This is a genomic window from Promicromonospora sp. Marseille-Q5078 (genome assembly GCF_050315395.1).
Taxonomy (GTDB): domain Bacteria; phylum Actinomycetota; class Actinomycetes; order Actinomycetales; family Cellulomonadaceae; genus Isoptericola.
Genome location: NZ_JBNPQG010000001.1, coordinates 4,052,759 through 4,069,947 on the forward strand (window position 1 = coordinate 4,052,759; position 17,189 = coordinate 4,069,947).

At 75.8% G+C, this 17,189-nt stretch carries 13 protein-coding genes; 10 read left to right on the top strand and 3 right to left on the bottom strand.

From position 1 onward, the window contains the following. The first annotated feature begins 11 nt into the window (after positions 1-11). From ACQFYA_RS18670 to ACQFYA_RS18700, 7 genes are all read left to right on the top strand, one after another. A complete protein-coding gene (locus ACQFYA_RS18670) occupies positions 12-584 on the top strand; it encodes an RNA polymerase sigma factor (RefSeq protein ID WP_499126649.1) in 573 nt (190 codons plus the stop codon). Then, entirely contained in the window at positions 581-1,942 is a 1,362-nt protein-coding gene (locus ACQFYA_RS18675; protein WP_499126650.1) for a hypothetical protein, read from the top strand. The genes ACQFYA_RS18670 and ACQFYA_RS18675 overlap by 4 nt, the downstream gene beginning before the upstream one ends. 93 nt (positions 1,943-2,035) lie before the next feature. Beyond that, on the top strand, positions 2,036-4,579 hold the full coding sequence (locus tag ACQFYA_RS18680; RefSeq protein WP_499126651.1) for a S8 family serine peptidase: 2,544 nt from the start codon (positions 2,036-2,038) through the stop codon (positions 4,577-4,579). 2 nt (positions 4,580-4,581) lie between these two features. After that, entirely contained in the window at positions 4,582-7,473 is a 2,892-nt protein-coding gene (locus ACQFYA_RS18685) for an FG-GAP repeat domain-containing protein (RefSeq protein ID WP_499126652.1), read from the top strand. A gap of 77 nt (positions 7,474-7,550) precedes the next feature. Next, positions 7,551-10,940: an ATP-binding protein gene (locus ACQFYA_RS18690; RefSeq protein WP_499126653.1), complete on the top strand. Its 3,390-nt coding sequence runs from the start codon at positions 7,551-7,553 to the stop codon at positions 10,938-10,940. 4 nt (positions 10,941-10,944) lie between these two features. Further along, positions 10,945-11,508, top strand: a complete 564-nt coding sequence (locus tag ACQFYA_RS18695) for a GrpB family protein (RefSeq protein ID WP_499126655.1) — start codon at positions 10,945-10,947, stop codon at positions 11,506-11,508. Positions 11,509-11,554: 46 nt separating this feature from the next. Then, entirely contained in the window at positions 11,555-12,445 is an 891-nt protein-coding gene (locus ACQFYA_RS18700) for a phosphotransferase family protein (protein WP_499126656.1), read from the top strand. Positions 12,446-12,450: 5 nt separating this feature from the next. Here the strand turns inward: ACQFYA_RS18700 and ACQFYA_RS18705 are convergent, their stop codons facing one another. After that, positions 12,451-13,038, bottom strand: coding sequence for a hypothetical protein (locus ACQFYA_RS18705; protein WP_499126657.1), 588 nt, complete (start codon positions 13,036-13,038; stop codon positions 12,451-12,453). Between the two features lie 91 nt (positions 13,039-13,129). Between ACQFYA_RS18705 and ACQFYA_RS18710 the strand changes: the two genes are divergently transcribed. Continuing rightward, complete coding sequence (locus ACQFYA_RS18710) at positions 13,130-14,317, top strand: SLC13 family permease (protein ID WP_499126658.1); 1,188 nt, start codon at positions 13,130-13,132, stop codon at positions 14,315-14,317. A 45-nt stretch (positions 14,318-14,362) separates the two neighbouring features. Here ACQFYA_RS18710 and purN read toward each other — a convergent pair whose 3' ends face one another. Continuing rightward, complete coding sequence (gene purN, locus ACQFYA_RS18715; protein ID WP_499126659.1) at positions 14,363-14,971, bottom strand: phosphoribosylglycinamide formyltransferase; 609 nt, start codon at positions 14,969-14,971, stop codon at positions 14,363-14,365. A 63-nt stretch (positions 14,972-15,034) separates the two neighbouring features. Between purN and ACQFYA_RS18720 the strand changes: the two genes are divergently transcribed. Then, positions 15,035-15,616: a 1-acyl-sn-glycerol-3-phosphate acyltransferase gene (locus tag ACQFYA_RS18720; RefSeq protein WP_499126660.1), complete on the top strand. Its 582-nt coding sequence runs from the start codon at positions 15,035-15,037 to the stop codon at positions 15,614-15,616. A gap of 13 nt (positions 15,617-15,629) precedes the next feature. On the opposite strand, the gene ACQFYA_RS18725 is transcribed toward ACQFYA_RS18720, so the two are convergent. After that, on the bottom strand, positions 15,630-16,532 hold the full coding sequence (locus ACQFYA_RS18725; protein ID WP_499126662.1) for an SDR family oxidoreductase: 903 nt from the start codon (positions 16,530-16,532) through the stop codon (positions 15,630-15,632). 83 nt (positions 16,533-16,615) lie between these two features. On the opposite strand from ACQFYA_RS18725, the gene ACQFYA_RS18730 reads away from it, so the two are divergent. Further along, a complete protein-coding gene (locus tag ACQFYA_RS18730; protein WP_499126664.1) occupies positions 16,616-17,179 on the top strand; it encodes a TetR/AcrR family transcriptional regulator in 564 nt (187 codons plus the stop codon). Positions 17,180-17,189 lie beyond the last annotated feature (10 nt).

Genomic DNA, 17,189 nt, shown 5'->3' on the forward strand with positions numbered 1-17,189 from the left:
CACTACGTGGTGTGAGCACCCCCGACGACGCGGCCGCCCCGCGCGAACGACTGGCCGCCCTGTGGGGCGCGCACGCCGTCCGCGTCCAGGCGTACCTGTGGCGGCACACCGACCCGGACACCGCGCAGGACGTGCTCTCCGAGACCTTCCTCGTGGCCTGGCGCCGCATCGACGACGTCCCCGACCCGGCGCTGCCCTGGCTGCTGGTCGTGGCGCGCAACCTCGTGCGCAACGCGCACCGCGCCGCCCGGCGGCGGCGCACCCTCGACGACGAGCTCGCCGCGCTCGAGGCGTCCGCCCCGCTGCCGGAGGCCGCCCCCGAGGCGCTCGCCGTCGAGCGCGACGCCCTGCTCCGCGCGCTGGCCCGCCTCTCCGACCGGGAGCGGGAGGCGATCCTGCTCGTCGCGTGGGACGGCCTCGCGCCGACCGACGCCGCCGACGTCGCGGGCTGCAGCACCGCGACGTTCCACGTGCGGCTGCACCGCGCCCGGCGGCGCCTCGCCGCGCTCTCCGACGGCGCCACGGTCCACGACGGCACCCGCTCCCCCGCGCCGACCGACGCGCCCTCCAGGAGGTCGGCATGAGCCCCGCAGGCAGCCCCGCAGCCATCGACGAGCGCCTCGCCCGCCTCGCCCCCACCACGTCCCCCGACCCGGAGCGGCTCGACGCCGCCCGCGCCGCCCTCGACGCGGTCGTCGACGGCACGGACGACGGGACCGGCCCCTCCCGCAGCCGCCGCGTCGGCGGCGCGCACGTGCTCGACCTCGGCGAGGCCCGCGCCCGCCACGGCGACGACGGCGTCGGCGTCGGCGACGGCGTCCCGGTCCCCCTGCTCGACGACGACGTCGTCGTGCCGCTCGGCCGAGGTCGCACCGCCCGGGAGCGTCGCCGACGCCGCGTGCAGCTCGGTGCGGCCGCGGCCGGCGTCGTCGGCATCGTCGCGGTCGGTCTGGTGCTGGCGCCGAGCCCCGCGCCCGGCCCGGCCTCTCCGGCGGACTCGTGCGCCGCGAATCTCACGGCGTCGGCGGTCCCCGACGGGTTCGACCTCGACCCCGCCTGGAGCCTGCTCGCCCAGGAGACCGTCGACGGCACCGACCTGACGCTGCTGCGGTCGCCCGCAGGGATGACAGGGTTCTGCTCGTACACGAGTGGCGCCGGTGGCACGACCTCGACAAGCAACCTGTGGACGGAGCCGCCGCCCGATGTGTCGGACGGGAAGGCCTCCGTCGGCGGGGTGTCGGACGACGAGTGGTACGTCGCCTGGGGTTCGGTGGGCTCTGGAGCCAGTGCGGTCCGGCTCCAGGTGGAGCCACCGCACGACGCCGGATCGCCCGACTCCGCGCTCGTCGTCGACGTGGTCCGGGACGGTTATGGCTGGTCCGTCTTCCTGCCCGGCGACCGCGTGCCGCCGGACGCTCGAGTCTCGCTCCTCTGGCGGGAGCACGGCGCCGTACGGTCGTTGCCGCTCGACTCCGCCTGGCCCGAGGACGGGGAGCCTGCGACGACGCTCACCGAGCAGCGGCGGCGGGCGTGTACCGACGGCCCGGACGTCCCCGGCCTCCGGCCGTTGATCGAGAAGCGGTACGACGACCTCGGGCTCACCGCGATGATGAACGACCGGCGTGAGCTCGTCGTGTGCCTCCAGGACGCGGACCCGCCCTACACGTCCCTCAACGCGATAGGCGGCCAGGCCGACGTCGCCCCGCCGAGTGACGTGGCGAGGGTCGAGAGCGGCGGGTCGACCGACACCGCCAGGATGCTGTCGGGCTTCGCGGGCCAGGACGTCGTGAGCGTCGAGCTGATGACGCCGGACGGCACCGAGATCCCTGCCGAGCTGTCCGACGGGTTCTGGGTCGCGTGGAGCACCATCGTGGGCGACGAGGCCTGGGACGCGGCGCGGCTGGTCTGGTACCTCGACGACGGCTCGCGGCACGAGGACTGACTGCGGGCCCTCGGCGTGGACCGGTAATGGCTCAGTAACGGCCGCTCTCTAGCGTGCAGGCACCCTGCACCTGCTCTCGAGGAGCGCACACCGATGCCTCAGCCCCGACCGCCCCGACGGCGACGCGCCGCCTGGGCGGCGGCCACGCTCACCGCGGCCGCCCTGCTGACCAGCCCCCTGACCGCCGTGGCCACCACCACGACCGCGGACACCGACACCCCGAAGGTCGACCGGGCGCTCACCAGCGCCGTCAAGGGTGGCAAGGACGCCACCTTCTTCGTCGTCCTCAAGGACCAGGCCGACCTCACCGCCCCGAAGGCCAAGCGCTCGCACGCGGCGCGGGCCAAGGCCACCTACACCGAGCTGCGCGCGCACGCCGAGACCAGCCAGCGCTCGCTCACGTCGTTCCTGGACGAGCAGAAGGTGGGCCACGAGGACTTCTGGATCGCCAACGCGGTCCAGGTCACGGGCGACGCGGACCTCGTCGCCGAGCTCGCGAAGCGTTCCGACGTCGCCACGATCGTCAAGCAGCAGACGTACCACCTCGACGAGACGGAGACCGCCGTCGGGACCGCCACGACGGCCGTGACGTCGTCCGAGGACGCTCCCGAGTGGGGCGTCGCGGACATCAACGCCGACGACGTGTGGACGAACTACGACGACCGCGGCGAGGGCATCGTCATCGCCAACGTCGACTCCGGCGTCCAGTACGACCACCCGGACCTCGTGGGGAACTACCGCGGCAACAACGGCGACGGCACGTTCACGCACGACTACAACTTCTACGACGCCACGGGCGAGTGCGGCACCAGCGGCATCCCGTGCGACAACAACGGCCACGGCACCCACACGATGGGCACGATGGTCGCCGAGAACGGCATCGGCGTCGCACCGAACGCGACGTGGATCGCGGCCAAGGGCTGCGAGACGTCGTCCTGCTCGGACATGTCCCTGCTGAAGGCCGGCCAGTGGATCCTGGCCCCGACGGACGCCGCCGGGAAGAACCCGCGCCCCGACCTGGCGCCGAACATCGTCAACAACTCCTGGGGCGGCGGGCAGACCACCTTCTACCAGGACATCATCGAGGCCTGGAACTCCGCGGGCATCTTCGAGGCGTTCGCCGCTGGCAACGAGGGCGACGGCGCGACGTGCTCCACCAGCGAGGCGCCCGGCGCGCAGGCCCCGGCCTACGGCGTCGGCGCCTACGACGCGAACGGCACGATCGCCTCGTTCTCCGGCTTCGGCCCGTCGCTGATCGACGGCTCGTCCAAGCCGAACATCGCCGCCCCGGGCGTCAACGTGCGCTCCACCTGGCCGGGATCGTCGTACCTGGCGGAGAACGGCACCTCGATGGCGACGCCGCACGTCGCCGGCGCGGTCGCCCTGCTGTGGTCGGCCGCCCCGTCGCTCATCGGCGACATCGACGGCACCCGCGAGCTGCTGAACGCCGGCGCCCGCGACGTCGACGACACGCACTGCGGCGGCACCGCCGACGCGAACAACGTGTGGGGCGAGGGCAAGCTCGACATCCTCGCCTCGGTCGACCGGGCCCCGCACACCGCAGTGACGGTCACCGGCACGGTCACGGACAAGAAGACCGGGGCCGCCCTGCCGGGCGTCACGGTCACGGCCACGACCACCTCCGCCGTCGGCACCCGCACGATCACCACCGGCGCGGACGGCACCTACAAGATCTCGCTGGTGCCGGGCACCTACAACCTCTCGTTCAGCGGCTACGGGTACGGCGCCACGACGGTGTCTGGCCTCGAGCTCGTCACCGGCACCCCGGTGACGAAGAACGTCAAGCTCGCCCCCGTCGCGACCCACGCCGTGTCGGGCTCCGTGCTCGACGTCACCGGCGAGCCGCTGGCGGGCGCGACGGTCACGGTCGCGGGCACGCCCCTCGACGCCGTGACCTCCGGCGCCGACGGCTCGTTCACCGTGCCCGCGGTGGCCGAGGGCACCTACACCCTCACGGTGGAGCCCTCCGACCCGGTGCTGTGCAACGGGATCTCCCGGACCAGCCTCACCGTGGATGCCGACGAGACCCGCACGGTCCGGCTCCCGGCCCTCACGGACTCCTTCGGCAACAGCTGCGCCCCCGCCGAGTACTCCTGGATCAGGGGCGCGAGCACCGTCGCCCTGAGCGGCGACGAGGACGCGGCGACGATCTCGCTGCCGTTCTGGGTCAGCCTGTACGGGGTCGACTACTCCAGCGCGTCGGTCACGACGAACGGCCTGATCAACTTCCTCGAGCCGCGCCTGGGCGACTACGACAACACGGCGCTGCCGCAGGCCTCCGCGCCCGACGGCATCGCCGCCCCGTTCTGGGACGACCTGACGCTCGACAAGAAGTCCAGCGTGCAGACGGCCGTCAAGGGCAAGGTCGGGGCGCGGAAGTTCGCCGTCGTCTGGACCAAGGCCAAGCTCGTCTCCGACGGCAGCCGTGTCACCTTCGAGGCGGTCTTCGACGAGGCCGGCGGCGACGTGACCTTCCAGTACCGGTCCGTGCCCGGCGCCGGAGCCGGCGCCACCGTCGGCATCGAGAACCAGACCGGCACCGACGCCGTCCAGTACTCCTACGACCAGGCCGTCCTCACCGACGGCTCGGCGATCCGCTTCACCCCGGGAGCCTGACCATGAGAATCACCCGATCCAGGCGGGCCGCGCAGCTCGCCTCCACCCTGGTCGCGGCGGGCCTGGTCCTGTCGGCGGCGCCGCAGGCGCTCGCGGCCGACGACGACCCCACGCTGAAGCTCACCGCCGACCAGGCGCAGGAGCTCGCCGACCGCATGGGCGCCGGGCTGTACGGCGACGTCGCGGACGAGGGCACCGCGGAGTCCGCGGACGACGCCGGGGCCGCCGCCGACGCGGATGTCGACCCGAAGACCCCGGTGACGTTCACCGCGACCTCGACGCTGGAGAGCGTGCGGGGCCTGGCCGTCACCCTCCCCGCCAAGGGGCAGCAGTACTTCACGCTCCACAGCCTGGGCAACGTCCAGCTGCACAGGCCGGACGGCACCACCGTCTGGGAGCGCACCAACGCCTCGGAGTACGCGGACTGGGGGGTCAAGCCCGCACGGGTGTGGGAGAAGACCATGTACCCGCCGAACGTGCTCATGGGCTACAACGCCGTGAGCCCGTTCTCTCCGACCTCCGACGCGGGGTACACGACGGGCGACCTGACCGGGGACGGCACCCCCGACCTCGTCTTCTCGGCCGCGGTCGGCATGAACCCGCCGGTCGGCGCCACCATCCCCGGCACGACCATGAAGGCCGGCACCCTGGTCACCGTCCTGGACGGCAAGACCGGCGCGACGGCGTGGTCGAAGGTGTACGCGTACGCCTCGATGGTGAAGATCGTCGACGGCACCCTGCTCGTCGCCGATGCCCCGCGGACCAACCAGTACGCCCCCGCGACCGCCACGGCGACGCTCACGGGCATCCGCTTCACGTCCGCGGACGGCGTCCTGACGCCGTCGGAGACCTGGACGTTCGACACCGCCGAGGCCGGACCGGCCTCGTGGGGTGCGGTCGAGGACCTCGGTGACGGGCACGTCGCCGTCTCCTGGAACCAGCGCAAGACCGACGCGGTCTCCGCGCACGGCACCACGCTGGTGCTCGACGTCGCCGACGGCTCCGTGACCTGGGAGTCCGGCGCCGCCCTGTACGGCCGCCAGCTCCACCTCGACGCCGCCCGCGACCGGGTCGTCGCCCTGGAGCAGGCGGACTCGTCCGACGCCGTGAAGTACGCCGTCGTGGCCTACGACCTCGCCACCGGCGAGCGCACCGTGCTGAGCACCCGGGTGAACGCGCTCGCGACGGCGATGACCGTCGGCGACGTGGCGGCGGGCGGGGGCACGGAGTACGCGGTCAGCGAGTCCACGCTGGACGCGAACCTGTACGTCAACGCCGCGACCGTCCGGGCGCTGAGCGGCGCGGACGGCTCCACCGTCCGGTGGAGCTCGACGACCAAGCGTGACTCCGCCAACCACGGCGACGCCCCCAGCACCTGGAGCCTCGACGCCGTCGGCGGGCTCCTGGTCGCGTCGTCCCAGGACGACGAGGGCATGACCACGGCGGACAACCCGGGCGGGCTGCGCTACGGCACCCTCACGGCCTACACGAGCGCGGGCAAGACCACGTGGCGCCAGGAGGGCACGGCCGCCTCGCCGATGTTCCAGCAGGTCTACCGTTCGGGCGGCACGGACTACGTCCGCGTGGTCGACCAGGGGCAGAACATCCGCACCTACACCGTGGCCAAGGGCAAGCAGAAGGACCTCACGCCGCTCCAGGGCGACCTGAACGTCGCCGCCGCCGCGGACCTCGACGGCGACGGGAAGGACGACGTCGCCGCGGGCGGCACCTCGAACGGGGTGTGGGCCTGGACCGGCAGGTCGCTGGTCAAGGGCGCGCCGAAGCAGCTGTGGCGTGCCACCGTCCCCGGCGAGGTGCACGACGTCGAGACCGGCGACGTGAACGGCGACGGCAAGCCCGAGGTGGTCGTCGCGGCGGACACCGCGACCGTCGTCCTCGACGGCGCCACGGGCAACGTCCTCACGACGATCGACGGTGCCGGGCAGTACGTGCGCTCCGTGACCGTGGCCGACGTGAACGGCGACGGCAAGGACGAGGTCCTCGTCCCGACCGACGCGCTGCGGGCGTACAACGCTCGCGGCAAGACGGTGTGGACCTACTCGGCTCCCGAGGCGGCCGGAGCCGTGGTCTTCTCCGACACGGCGACCGGAGACGGCCGGGTGTACACGCAGTACACCAGCGTGGGCGCGCTCGGGCTGGACGACTCGGTCGAGAACGGCGTCGCCCTCGACGGGACGACCGGCGCCGAGGTCTGGGCGGCCGACCCGGTGGCGCCTGCCGCGGCGGCCGACGGCAAGCTGCACGGCGCGCTGCTGCGCAACGCCGTCTTCGCGTCGCCGAACATCCCTTACGCGGACGGGCACGCGGTGGTCTACACGTGGATCGCGCGCACCGACCCCACCACGACGGGCGACCTCTCCACCGCCACTCCGCGCGTCGTCGTCGAGATCCGCGACGGGCGCACCGGCGAGCTGCTCCACCAGGGCCTCACCGGGAGCCCGTGGTCGCACGACAACTTCTTCATCGACGACGAGGTGAGCCCGCTGTACGCGCTCAGCTTCGGGACCTTCCGCGGGTTCGGCGCCGACGGCGCGGACACCAGGAGCTCGGTCATCCACCCGCTGCGCGGCGCGCAGTTCATCACCGGCCCCGGCGGCCGCACGCTGGTCGCGGGCGGGACCGAGGGCGGCGTCGGCGCCTGGGACCCGTCGCAGCTGACCTCGGGCGACTCGTTCCAGTCGGCCGTCGGCAGCGGCCAGTCGCTGGGCGGCCGCAACTGCCTCGCGACCGACCTCGACGGGGACGGCGGGGAGGAGCTGATCTCGCTCGGCTTCGACCACCACGGGTACGACCGCATGGCCCAGGAGCTGGGCAGCCGGGTGCTGTCGCTGGACGACAACACCCACCAGATGACGACGTTCAAGCTCTCCTGAGGCGCCGCTGAACCGGACCCCTCGACCCGCTCCCCGGGTCGGGGGGTCCTCGTCGTGCTCGGTTACAGTTCCACCCCATGACCGCACCTCTGCTGCGGCTGCATCTCCTCGGCGGGTTCCGGGTGACCCGCGACGGCGGCCCCGAGCTGCCTGAGCGGTGGCCGCGGCCCAGCGCCCGCACGCTCGTGAAGCTGCTCGCCGTCGTCCCGGACCACCGCCTGCACCGCGAGCAGGCGACGGACGTCTGCTGGCCGGACGCCGACCCGTCGGCCGCCGTGGGCAGCCTGCGGGTGGCCCTGCACGCCGCGCGGCACGCGCTCGAGCCCGAGCTCGCGCCACGCGCGGCGTCCTCGTACCTCGTCGCCGACGGCGCGCTGCTGCGGCTCGACCCCGCGACGGTGTGGATCGACGCCGACCACGCCGAGTCCGCGTCCCGCGCCGCGCTCGCCTCCGGTGAGCCGGAGGACCTCACCGCCGCGCTGGCCCTGTTCACCGGCGAGCTGCTGCCGGAGGACCGCTACGCCACCTGGGCCCAGGCCCGCCGGGACCGGGTCGTCATGCTGCGGGAGCAGGTGCAGCTCGCGCTCGCGGCGGCCCACCTGGCGCACGGCGACCTGCCCGAGGCGGTCGCGGCCGCCGAGCAGGTGCTCGCCGCCAGCCCCGCGGAGGAGCTGGCGCACCGCGTCCTCATCGAGGCGTACGTGCGCCAGGGCCTGCGCCGGCGCGCGGTGCACCAGTACCACGCGTGCCGCGAGGCGCTCGACGCCGAGCTCGGCGTGCGGCCGGGCCCGGAGACGGAGCGCCTGCACCGGCTGGCGCTCGACACGACCCCGGCCGGGGCCCCCGCCGGTCCTGCGCTCCCCGCGCCGTTGCGCGCGCCCTCGGCGTCGCCCCTGCGCGGGCGCGACGCCGCGCTCGAGCGGCTCCTGGCCCCCGACGGGCCTCCCGTCCGGCTGCTCACGGGCGAGGCGGGCGTCGGCAAGACGAGGCTGGTCGCCGAGGCGGCGCGGCGGGCCGCCGCCGACGGGGCGGCGGTGCTGTGGGGCGGCGGCCACGACGCCGAGGGGCACACCCCGTACGGGGCGTTCGCCGAGGCGCTCGACGGTTGGCTCGCCGACCGGGACGCCGACGCGCGGGCCCGCGTCGGGTCCGAGCACCCGGAGCTGGCCGCGTTCCTGCCCTCGCTCGGCCGGGCCGGCGGGCCGGGCCGGAGCCCCGAGGACGAGCGCGACCGGCTCTTCCGCGCCACGGCGGCGCTGCTCGACGAGCTCGCCGGTACCGGCGCCGTCCTCGTGGTCCTGGACGACCTGCACGCCGCCGACGTCGGCTCCTTCCAGCTCCTCGGCCACCTCGCCCGCCGGGCGGCGCGGGCGGGCACGCCGCTGCGGTTCCTCGTCACGTTCCGGGCGGAGGACCTGCCCGAGGGCGACCCCCGCCGCACCGGCCTGACGTCCCTCGTCCGGGGCGGGCTGGCGGTGCGGGAGGAGCTCGACCGGCTCGACCGCGACGCCTGCCTCGCCGTCGCCGCGGACTTCGCGGGCGCGACGGCCGGAACGGCGGAGGCGGGAGACGCGGGCGCCCGGCTCGGGCGGGTGTGGGAGCTGTCCCTCGGCAACCCCCTGTTCGCCGTCGAGCTGGCCCGGGGTCTTGCCGGAGACGACGGGGCCGGCGGGGACCGCGCTGACGGCGCTGACGGCGCGGCCACGCCCCCGGACGCGGTCGCCCCCGCCGGGGTGCGCCAGCTCGTCGCCGAGCGGCTGGGCCGGCTCGACCCGGGCGCCCGCCGCGTCGTCGAGGCCCTGTCCGCCGCCGGGGCCGAGGCGGCGCTGACCGAGCTGCTGGACGTCGCCGCCACGGGCCTGCACCCGCCGCTGGTCGGGGCCGCGGCCGCGGAGGCGGTGGAGCAGGCCCTCACCGCCGCGTTCGTCGAGGAACGCACCGTGGTCGTCGACGGCCGCCCCGAGCCGGGGCTCGCCTTCCGCCACCCGCTGGTGCGGCTCACCTGCTACGACAGCCTGAGCGCCGTCCGGCGCCGCCAGCTGCACGCCGCGTTCGCCGGCACGGTGCTGCGCCGTCGGCCCGAGGCCGTGGACGTGCTCGCCGCGCACTTCGCGCGCACCGACGACCCCCGGGCGGCCGAGTACCTGCGCCGCGCCGCCGAGCGCGCCGCCTCCCTGTTCGCCAACGACACGGCGGACCGGTACTACCGCGACCTCGTCGCGCGGCTGGACGTCGACGCCGCCCGGGCACGGCTGGACCACGGCCAGGTGCTGCACCGCATGGGCCAGTTCGAGCAGGCGGTCGAGGTGCTGCGCCCCGCGCTCGCCGAGCTCGTCCGCCGCGGCGACCACGACGGCACCGTGCTCGCGGCGGCCCGGCTCGCGGAGATGCTGGCCCGCACCGGGGACCGGGAGCAGGCGGCCGAAACGCTGCGGCGTCACCCGGCAGGACCGGGCACGTCCCCCGAGCAGGCCGCCGCCCATCATCTGGCCCGGTCCACCCTGCTGAGCAGGCAGGGGCGGCACGACGAGGGGGTCGCGGCGGCGGACCGCGCGCTGCTGGTCGTGGCGCGGGTGCCGGGGGCGGCCCGCGAGGGGCTGCTGGCGCGGGCCTACGCCCTGCGCGCGGCGAACCTCGGGAAGGCCGGCCGCGTCGGCGAGGCCCGCGACGCCGCGGACACGGCCCTCCCCCACGCCGAGGCGTACGGCGACCCGACGCTCCTGGGGAACATCCTGTCGTCGCAGCGGGAGAACGCCCGGCGGGCCGGGCGGCTGGGCGAGGCCATCGGCATCGGCCGCCGTGCCCTCGACCTGGTCGCGCAGTCCGGCGACCCGGTGTCCGTGGCGTTCGAGCGCGCGAACCTCGCCGAGCTCCACCTGCTCCTGGCCGAGGTCGAGACCGCCCGCTGCTTCGCCGAGGAGGCGGTGGCGGGCGCGGAGGGCGAGGCGGAGTGGATCCTGCCGTACGCGCTGGCCGTGCTCGGCCGGGTCCGCACCGTCGCGGGCGACACGGCCGACGCCCGGACGCTGCTCGACCGGGCCGTCGCGTCCGCCGCGCGGCTCGCCGACCGGCAGGCCCTGCACGAGGCCAGCACCGCCCTCGCGGAGCTCGCGCTGCGCGAGGGGCGACCCGAGGACGCCCTGCGGGCCCTCGACGGCGCCGCGGAGGCCGTGCCGGCGCTGGCGGCCCGGTGCGCGCTCGCCGCCGGGGACGCCGGCCGCGCCCTCGAGCTCTCCGGGGTCGAGGCCGGGCGTGCCCGGGCCGCCCGGGAGCGGCTCGCGGAGGTCGACGCGCAGGTGGTCCACGCCGTCGCCCTGGACCGCCTCGGCGACCGGGACCGGGCCGGCAGCGTCCTCGCGGAGGCCGCGGCCCTCGCGGAGGCGCTGCCGTACCCGGCGGGCGTCGCCGCGGTGGCCGACGCCCGTCGGACGACGGGGACGGGCACGACTCCCCGATCGCTACGGTGAGCCCATGGTCGACGTCGTGGAGTACCAGCCGGGATGGCCCGCGCGCTTCGAGGAGCTGCGGGCCGCCTACGCCCGCGCCCTGGAGGCCGCCGGGGTGCCGTACCGGGGCATCGAGCACGTGGGCAGCACCTCCGTGCCCGGGCTCGCGGCGAAGCCGGTGATCGACGTCGACGTGGTCGTCGCCGGGAGCGACGTCGAGCGCGCGTCCGACGCCCTCGAGAGCATCGGCTTCGTGCCGCGCGGGGACCTCGGCGTGGCCGACCGCTACGCGTTCGACCCGCCCGAGCGCTTCGCCCCCACCCACACCTACGTCGTCGTCGAGGGCACCCTGTCGCTGCGCAACCACCTGGCCGTGCGCGACACCCTGCGCGCCGACCCGGGGCTGCGCGACGAGTACGCCGCGGTCAAGCGGCAGGCCGCACGCACGGCGTCCGACATCGACGAGTACATCCTGCTCAAGAGCGAGGTGCTCGGCCGCATCCTGCGCCGCGGCGGGCTGTCGGAGGACGAGCGGGCGTCGATCGCGGACACCAACCGCGGCATCACCGCCCGCGGCGCCCGGGGCTGAGCGACCGAGAGGACGACCGGGCGGGCGCTGCCGCTAGCCTGCCCGGATGACCCACGACGACCCGGCACTGCGGCCGCTCTCCGACCGGCAGCAGGGCCTGCTGTCCGGGTGGCTGCCGGGCCTCCGTGTCGAGGCGGACATGAGCTGGGGCCTGGGGGAGACGACGGTGCTGCGCGTCGCGGCCGGCGGCGGCACGTACGTCGTGAAGGCCGGCGGCGCGAGCGACCACCACATCGCGCGCGAGGTCCGGGCCCACCGCGAGTGGACCGGTCCGTGGCTGGCCGCGGAGCCGGCCGGCGACCGGGTCGGCCGGCTGGTCCACGCCGACGCGGACGCGAGGCTGCTCGTCACCACCTACCAGCCGGGCCGCCTGGTGCAGGACGACCCCGCCGCGGCCGACCCGCGCACGTACGAGCAGGCCGGGCGGCTGCTCGCCGCGCTGCACGCGCAGAGCGCCGTCGAGGACCCGGACTTCGAGGCCCGGGCGAACGCGGGGTCGGAGCGCTGGCTCGCCGGCGAGCACCGCATCGCCGCTGACGACGTCGAGCGGCTGCGCGCGCTGATCCGCTCCTGGCCGACGCCGCCCGCCGTCCTCGTCCCGACGCACGGCGACTGGCAGGGCCGCAACTGGCTCGTGGACGACGCCGGCACCGTGCGCGTCATCGACCTCGGCCGCGCCGCCCTCCGGCCCGCGATGAGCGACCTCGACCGCCTGGCCACCCGCGAGTTCCGCCGCCATCCCGGCGCGGAGGAGGCGTTCCTCGCCGGGTACGGGCGCGACCCGCGCGAGCCCGCGGCGTGGTTCCGTTCCCGCGTGCGCGAGGCGATCGGGACCGCCGCGTGGGCGTACCGGGTGGGCGACGAGGGGTTCGAGGCGGAGGGTCACCGCCTCGTCGCGGAGGTGCTGGCCGCGTCCGACGCCGCCGCGGGACTCTGACGTCCTCAGCGCGGTGCGGCCAGGTGCTCCTGCCACGGCAGCAGGGTGACGGGGTGCGGCGGGTGGTCGGACGCCCGCAGCGCGAGGTCCACGACCGTCGCCCGCACCCGCGCCCACTCCGCCTCGTCGCCGGAGGAGCCCGGGCCCGTCGTCGGCGGCTTCTGCGAGAGCTCGAGGATCTGCTGCAGCACCAGCACGGCGCGCGCGTGGTCGACGCGGCGCGCGCCGGCCCGCGTCGCGGCGCGGACGACCTGCGCGGCGAGCGCCTCCCCGCGCGAGCCCTGCGCGAGGGGCGCAGAGCTCGCCAGCCGCAGGGGCACGGGCGCCGCGCGCAGCGACCAGCGCGCGCCGGAGTCGTCGTGCGCCACGATGTGCGTCGGCCCGCGCAGGAGGGACGCCACCAGCAGCGCGATCGCGACCAGGGCGACGACGCCCGCCAGCGTGCAGACCCAGCCGGCCGTCGGCGGCCGGGACGCGTCCAGGAGCATGAGCACACCGGTCCACACCACCCACACGGTGCCCCCGCCGGCCGCCACGAGGACGAAGAGCAGTCCGGGCGAGGTGTCCCCGGGGCGTCGACGTCGAGTGCTCATACCCCTGAGTTGCCGGCACCGGGGCGATCGCTACCTCCGACTTTCGGCCGCCGTCTACGCTCGGCCCCGTGACACGCCCCGCGAGCCGGCCGTGACCGGCCCCGGCCGACCGGCGAGAAGACTCCTCCCGCCCCTGTGGGTGCCGGCGCTGCTGCTCGTCGTCGCGCTGCCGCTGACGGGCGCGCTGCCCGCGGACGAGGCCCGGTCCCTCGCGGCGCTGACCGGCCCGGTGCTCGGGTTCGTCGTGCTGCTCACGGTCGTGGCCGAGCTCTGCGCCGGCGCCGGGCTGTTCGACGCGGTCGCCGACGGCGCCGCCCGACTGTCCCGCGGCCGCGCGGCGGGGCTGTGGCTCCTCGTGGCGGCCGTGGCGGCGGGGTGCACGGTGGTGCTGTCCCTCGACACGACGGCGGTGCTGCTCACGCCGGCCGTCGTCGCCGTCGCGCGCCGCGTCGGTCGGGACCCGCTCCCCCTCGCGCTCACCGTGCTCGCGCTCGCCAACACCGCGTCCCTGCTGCTGCCCGTCTCCAACCTCACCAACCTCATGGCGGCGCCGTCGTTCGACGCCGGCTACCTCGGCGTGATGGCCGCGCCCGCCGTGGCGGTGCTCGTCGTGGTGCTGGCCGCGCTCGCCGTCCTGCACGCGCCGGCCCTGCGCGGCCGCTTCGTCGTGCCGGAGCGCCGCGCGCCGCGCGACCCTGTCCTCCTGCGCGTGGCCGCCGTCGTGGTGCTCCTCATGGGCGCCGGGTTCGCGGCCGAGCTGCCGGTGCTGCCCACCGCTCTGGGCGCCGTCGTCGCCCTCGGTGCCGCGACGTGGTGGCGGCGCGCGCCGCTGCTGGTGCCCGTGCGGCAGATGGTGCCCTGGCGCACGGTCGTCGTCACCGCCGGCCTGTTCGCGGTGGTCGGCACGTGGCACGCGCACGGCCTCACCGAGCTGCTCGCCCCGCTGGTCGGCGAGGGCGACGACGCCGGCAGCCTCGCCCAGGTCGCCGCGGTCGGGGCCGCGTCGGCGAACGCGGTGAACAACCTGCCCGCCTACCTCGCGCTCGCCCCCACCGTGACCGGCGACGACGCACGCCTGGCGGCACTGCTCGTCGGCGTGAACGCCGGCCCGCTGGTGACCCCGTGGGCGTCGCTCGCCACCCTGCTCTGGCTGCAGCAGTACCGCCGGCACAGCTTCGCCGTGCCCTCGGGCCTGGTGCGGCGCGTCGTCACCCAGGGCGCGATGATCGCGCCGCTCGCCGTCACGGCCGGGGTGCTCGCGCTGGCCGCGCTGGGCTGAGGGTAGGGCGCCCGGCGCGACGCCCGCGGGGCGTTCCGGGAGGGTTCAGGGCCGCCAGGTCCGGAGCACGTCCACGAGGAGCGCCTTCTCCGCCGCCTGCACCCGAGCGCGCAGCGCGGGCACGTCGTCGTCCGGGAGCACCGGCACCTCGACCTGCGCCACGACGGGACCCTCGTCGTAGTCCGCCGTCACGAGGTGCACCGTGGCGCCCGACGTCGCCCGCCCGGCCGCCAGTACCGCCGCGTGCACGTGGTCGCCGAACATGCCGGCGCCGCCGAACTCCGGCAGCAGGGCGGGGTGCGTGTTGAGGATCCGGCCCTCGTACCGGGCGAGGACCCGCGGACCGAGCTTCTTCATGTACCCCGCGAGCACCACCGCGTCGGCGCCCGCCCCCTTGAGCGCCGCGAGGACGGCGGCGTCGAGGTCGTCCGGGTCGGGGTGGGTCACGCCGCTGAGGTGCGCGGTCGCGATCCCGTGCCTCCGGGCGACCTCGAAGAGGCCCGACCGGCTGTTGTTGCCCACCACGAGGCGCACGTCGACGCCCGGCGCGCCCGACCCCACCGCCGTGAGGACGTGGTCGGCGGTGCTCCCCGCCCCCGAGCCGACGAGGGCGACGCGGAGCGGGACGGCGGCGCCGTGCGCGTGCTCGCTCATGTCCTCAGCGTCCCGCGGCCCACCGACACCGGCACGGCGCTGGCCGGCCGGTAGAGTCGCCCGATGCTCAGAAACCTGCGGCGGGCCCTCGCCGGCGTCTACTGGCGGCTCAGCCGCTGGACCCTCCGCAGCGAGCCCGTGCCGCCGCAGGCCGGCGTGCTGGTGGGAGCGCCGCACACGTCCAACTGGGACTTCGTGCTCATGCTCGCCATCGCGTGGCGGCTCGGGCTCGACGTGCGGTGGCTGGGCAAGCACACACTGTTCGCCGGCTGGCGCGGCCCGGTCATGCGGGCGCTCGGCGGCATCCCGGTGGACCGTCGCGACCCCAGCAGCGTGGTCGAGGACGTGCTCGCGCGCGTGCGGGCCGGCGAGGTCTTCCACCTCGTCGTCACGCCGGAGGGCACGCGCTCGGGCGACGGCTGGAAGTCCGGCTTCTACCGCATCTCCCGCGCCGCCGACCTGCCCGTGACGCTGGGCTACGTCGACCGCACCACGATGACCACGGGCCTCGGCCCCACGCTCCGGCTCACCGGCGACGTCGGCGGCGACATGGACGCGATCCGTGCGTTCTACGCCGACAAGGCGGGGCTGCGGCCCGGCAAGCGCACCGAGCCCCGCCTGCGCGACGAGGAGCAGCAGGGCTGACCTCGCTCCGCCGTCAGCCGCGCACCGCGTGGCCGTACGCGCCGGCGGCGATGTCCTCGAGCAGGGTGGGGCCGGTGGGCTCCCAGCCGAGCCGCTCGCGGGTGATCGCGCTCGACGCGACCGCGTCCATGCCCCAGAACCGGCTGAGCCAGCCGAAGTGCTCGGCCGCGTCGGCCGGGTCGACGGAGACCGCGGGCACGCCGACGGCGCGGCCGATCGCCTCCGCGATGTCGCGGGACGCCACGCCCTCCTCCGCGACCGCATGCACCGCGGTGCCCGCCTCCGCCCCGTCGACCGCCAGCGCGACGAGTCGCCCGGCGTCGTCGACGTGGACGGCGGGCCACCGGCCCGAGCCGTCCCCGACGTACCCGGAGACGCCGCGCTCGCGCGCGACCTGCGTGAGCACGGCCGTGAACCCGTGGTCCCCGACCCCGTGCACCGTGGCCGAGAACCGCAGCGCCACCGACCGGACGCCCCGCTCGGCGGCGTCGAGGGCCAGCGCCTCGGAGCCGCCGCGGGGCGCGTCCGGGCCGGAGAAGACAGAGCGGTCGTTCTCGGTCATGACGACGCCGGGGGCGCCGACCACGCCCGACGCCAGCAGGAGGCCGCGGCCGCTGCCCGCGAGCTCGTCGACGAAGGTCCCGACGACGGCGCGCTCGGTGCGGCCGGCCTCCACGTAGCGGTCGAAGTCGTGCTTGAACGCGAGGTGCACGACGGCGTCGGCGCCCTTGGCGCCGGCCCGCAGGCTCTCCAGGTCGTCGAGGCCGCCGCGGTGGACGGCGGCGCCCAGGGCCTCGACCCTGCGGGCGGAGTCGTCGGAGTAGCCGAGGCCGACGACGTCGTGCCCCGCCGCGAGGAGGTGGGGGACGGTGTGGGAGCCGATCCAGCCGGAGGCTCCGGTGACGAAGACGCGCATGGTTTCTCCTTCAATGATGTCAGTTGCTGACATCATTGAAGGTACACCTGATGACAGCCGCTGTCATCACTAGACTGTGCCGCATGGCCCGATGGGAACCCGACGCACGCGGACGCATGACGCGCGCCGCGCTCGACCTCTACGCCGAGCAGGGGTTCGAGCAGACGACGACCGCGCAGATCGCCGAGCGCGCCGGCGTCACCGAGCGCACCTACTTCCGGCACTTCGCCGACAAGCGCGAGGTGCTGTTCGACGGCTCGCACGAGCTCGAGGACTCCGTCGTGGCCGCCGTCCGCGAGGCGCCCGAGGGCGCCGCCCCGCTCGACGTCGTCGGCGACGCCTTCGCGAGCGCGGTGTCGGCGCTCGACGAGCGCCGCGAGCTCGCCGCCCGCCGTGCCTCCGTCGTCGCCGCCACCCCGCGCCTCCGGGAGCGCGAGCTCCTCAAGCTCGACGCGCTGCGCGACGCCGCGGCCCGGGCGCTGCGCGACCGAGGGGTCGCCGAGCCCGCCGCGTCGATGGTCGCCGAGGCCGGGGTCGCCGCCTTCCGCGTGGGGTTCGAGGCCTGGATCGGGTCCGGCCAGCAGCGGCCCGTCGCCGACGAGCTCCGCGCCGCGCTCGATGCCCTGCGGGAGCAGGCCGCGGGCTAGGCTCGCCGTC

Excerpts from the sequence above, each read along its gene's own strand:
- ACQFYA_RS18675 (WP_499126650.1), top strand. The coding sequence starts at position 581 with ATGAGCCCCGCAGGCAGCCCCGCAGCCATCGACGAGCGCCTCGCCCGC.
- ACQFYA_RS18680 (WP_499126651.1), top strand. The coding sequence starts at position 2,036 with ATGCCTCAGCCCCGACCGCCCCGACGGCGACGCGCCGCCTGGGCGGCG.
- ACQFYA_RS18685 (WP_499126652.1), top strand. The coding sequence starts at position 4,582 with ATGAGAATCACCCGATCCAGGCGGGCCGCGCAGCTCGCCTCCACCCTG.
- ACQFYA_RS18690 (WP_499126653.1), top strand. The coding sequence starts at position 7,551 with ATGACCGCACCTCTGCTGCGGCTGCATCTCCTCGGCGGGTTCCGGGTG.
- ACQFYA_RS18695 (WP_499126655.1), top strand. The coding sequence starts at position 10,945 with ATGGTCGACGTCGTGGAGTACCAGCCGGGATGGCCCGCGCGCTTCGAG.
- ACQFYA_RS18700 (WP_499126656.1), top strand. The coding sequence starts at position 11,555 with ATGACCCACGACGACCCGGCACTGCGGCCGCTCTCCGACCGGCAGCAG.
- ACQFYA_RS18705 (WP_499126657.1), bottom strand. The coding sequence starts at position 13,038 with ATGAGCACTCGACGTCGACGCCCCGGGGACACCTCGCCCGGACTGCTC.
- purN (WP_499126659.1), bottom strand. The coding sequence starts at position 14,971 with ATGAGCGAGCACGCGCACGGCGCCGCCGTCCCGCTCCGCGTCGCCCTC.
- ACQFYA_RS18720 (WP_499126660.1), top strand. The coding sequence starts at position 15,035 with ATGCTCAGAAACCTGCGGCGGGCCCTCGCCGGCGTCTACTGGCGGCTC.
- ACQFYA_RS18725 (WP_499126662.1), bottom strand. The coding sequence starts at position 16,532 with ATGCGCGTCTTCGTCACCGGAGCCTCCGGCTGGATCGGCTCCCACACC.
- ACQFYA_RS18730 (WP_499126664.1), top strand. The coding sequence starts at position 16,616 with ATGGCCCGATGGGAACCCGACGCACGCGGACGCATGACGCGCGCCGCG.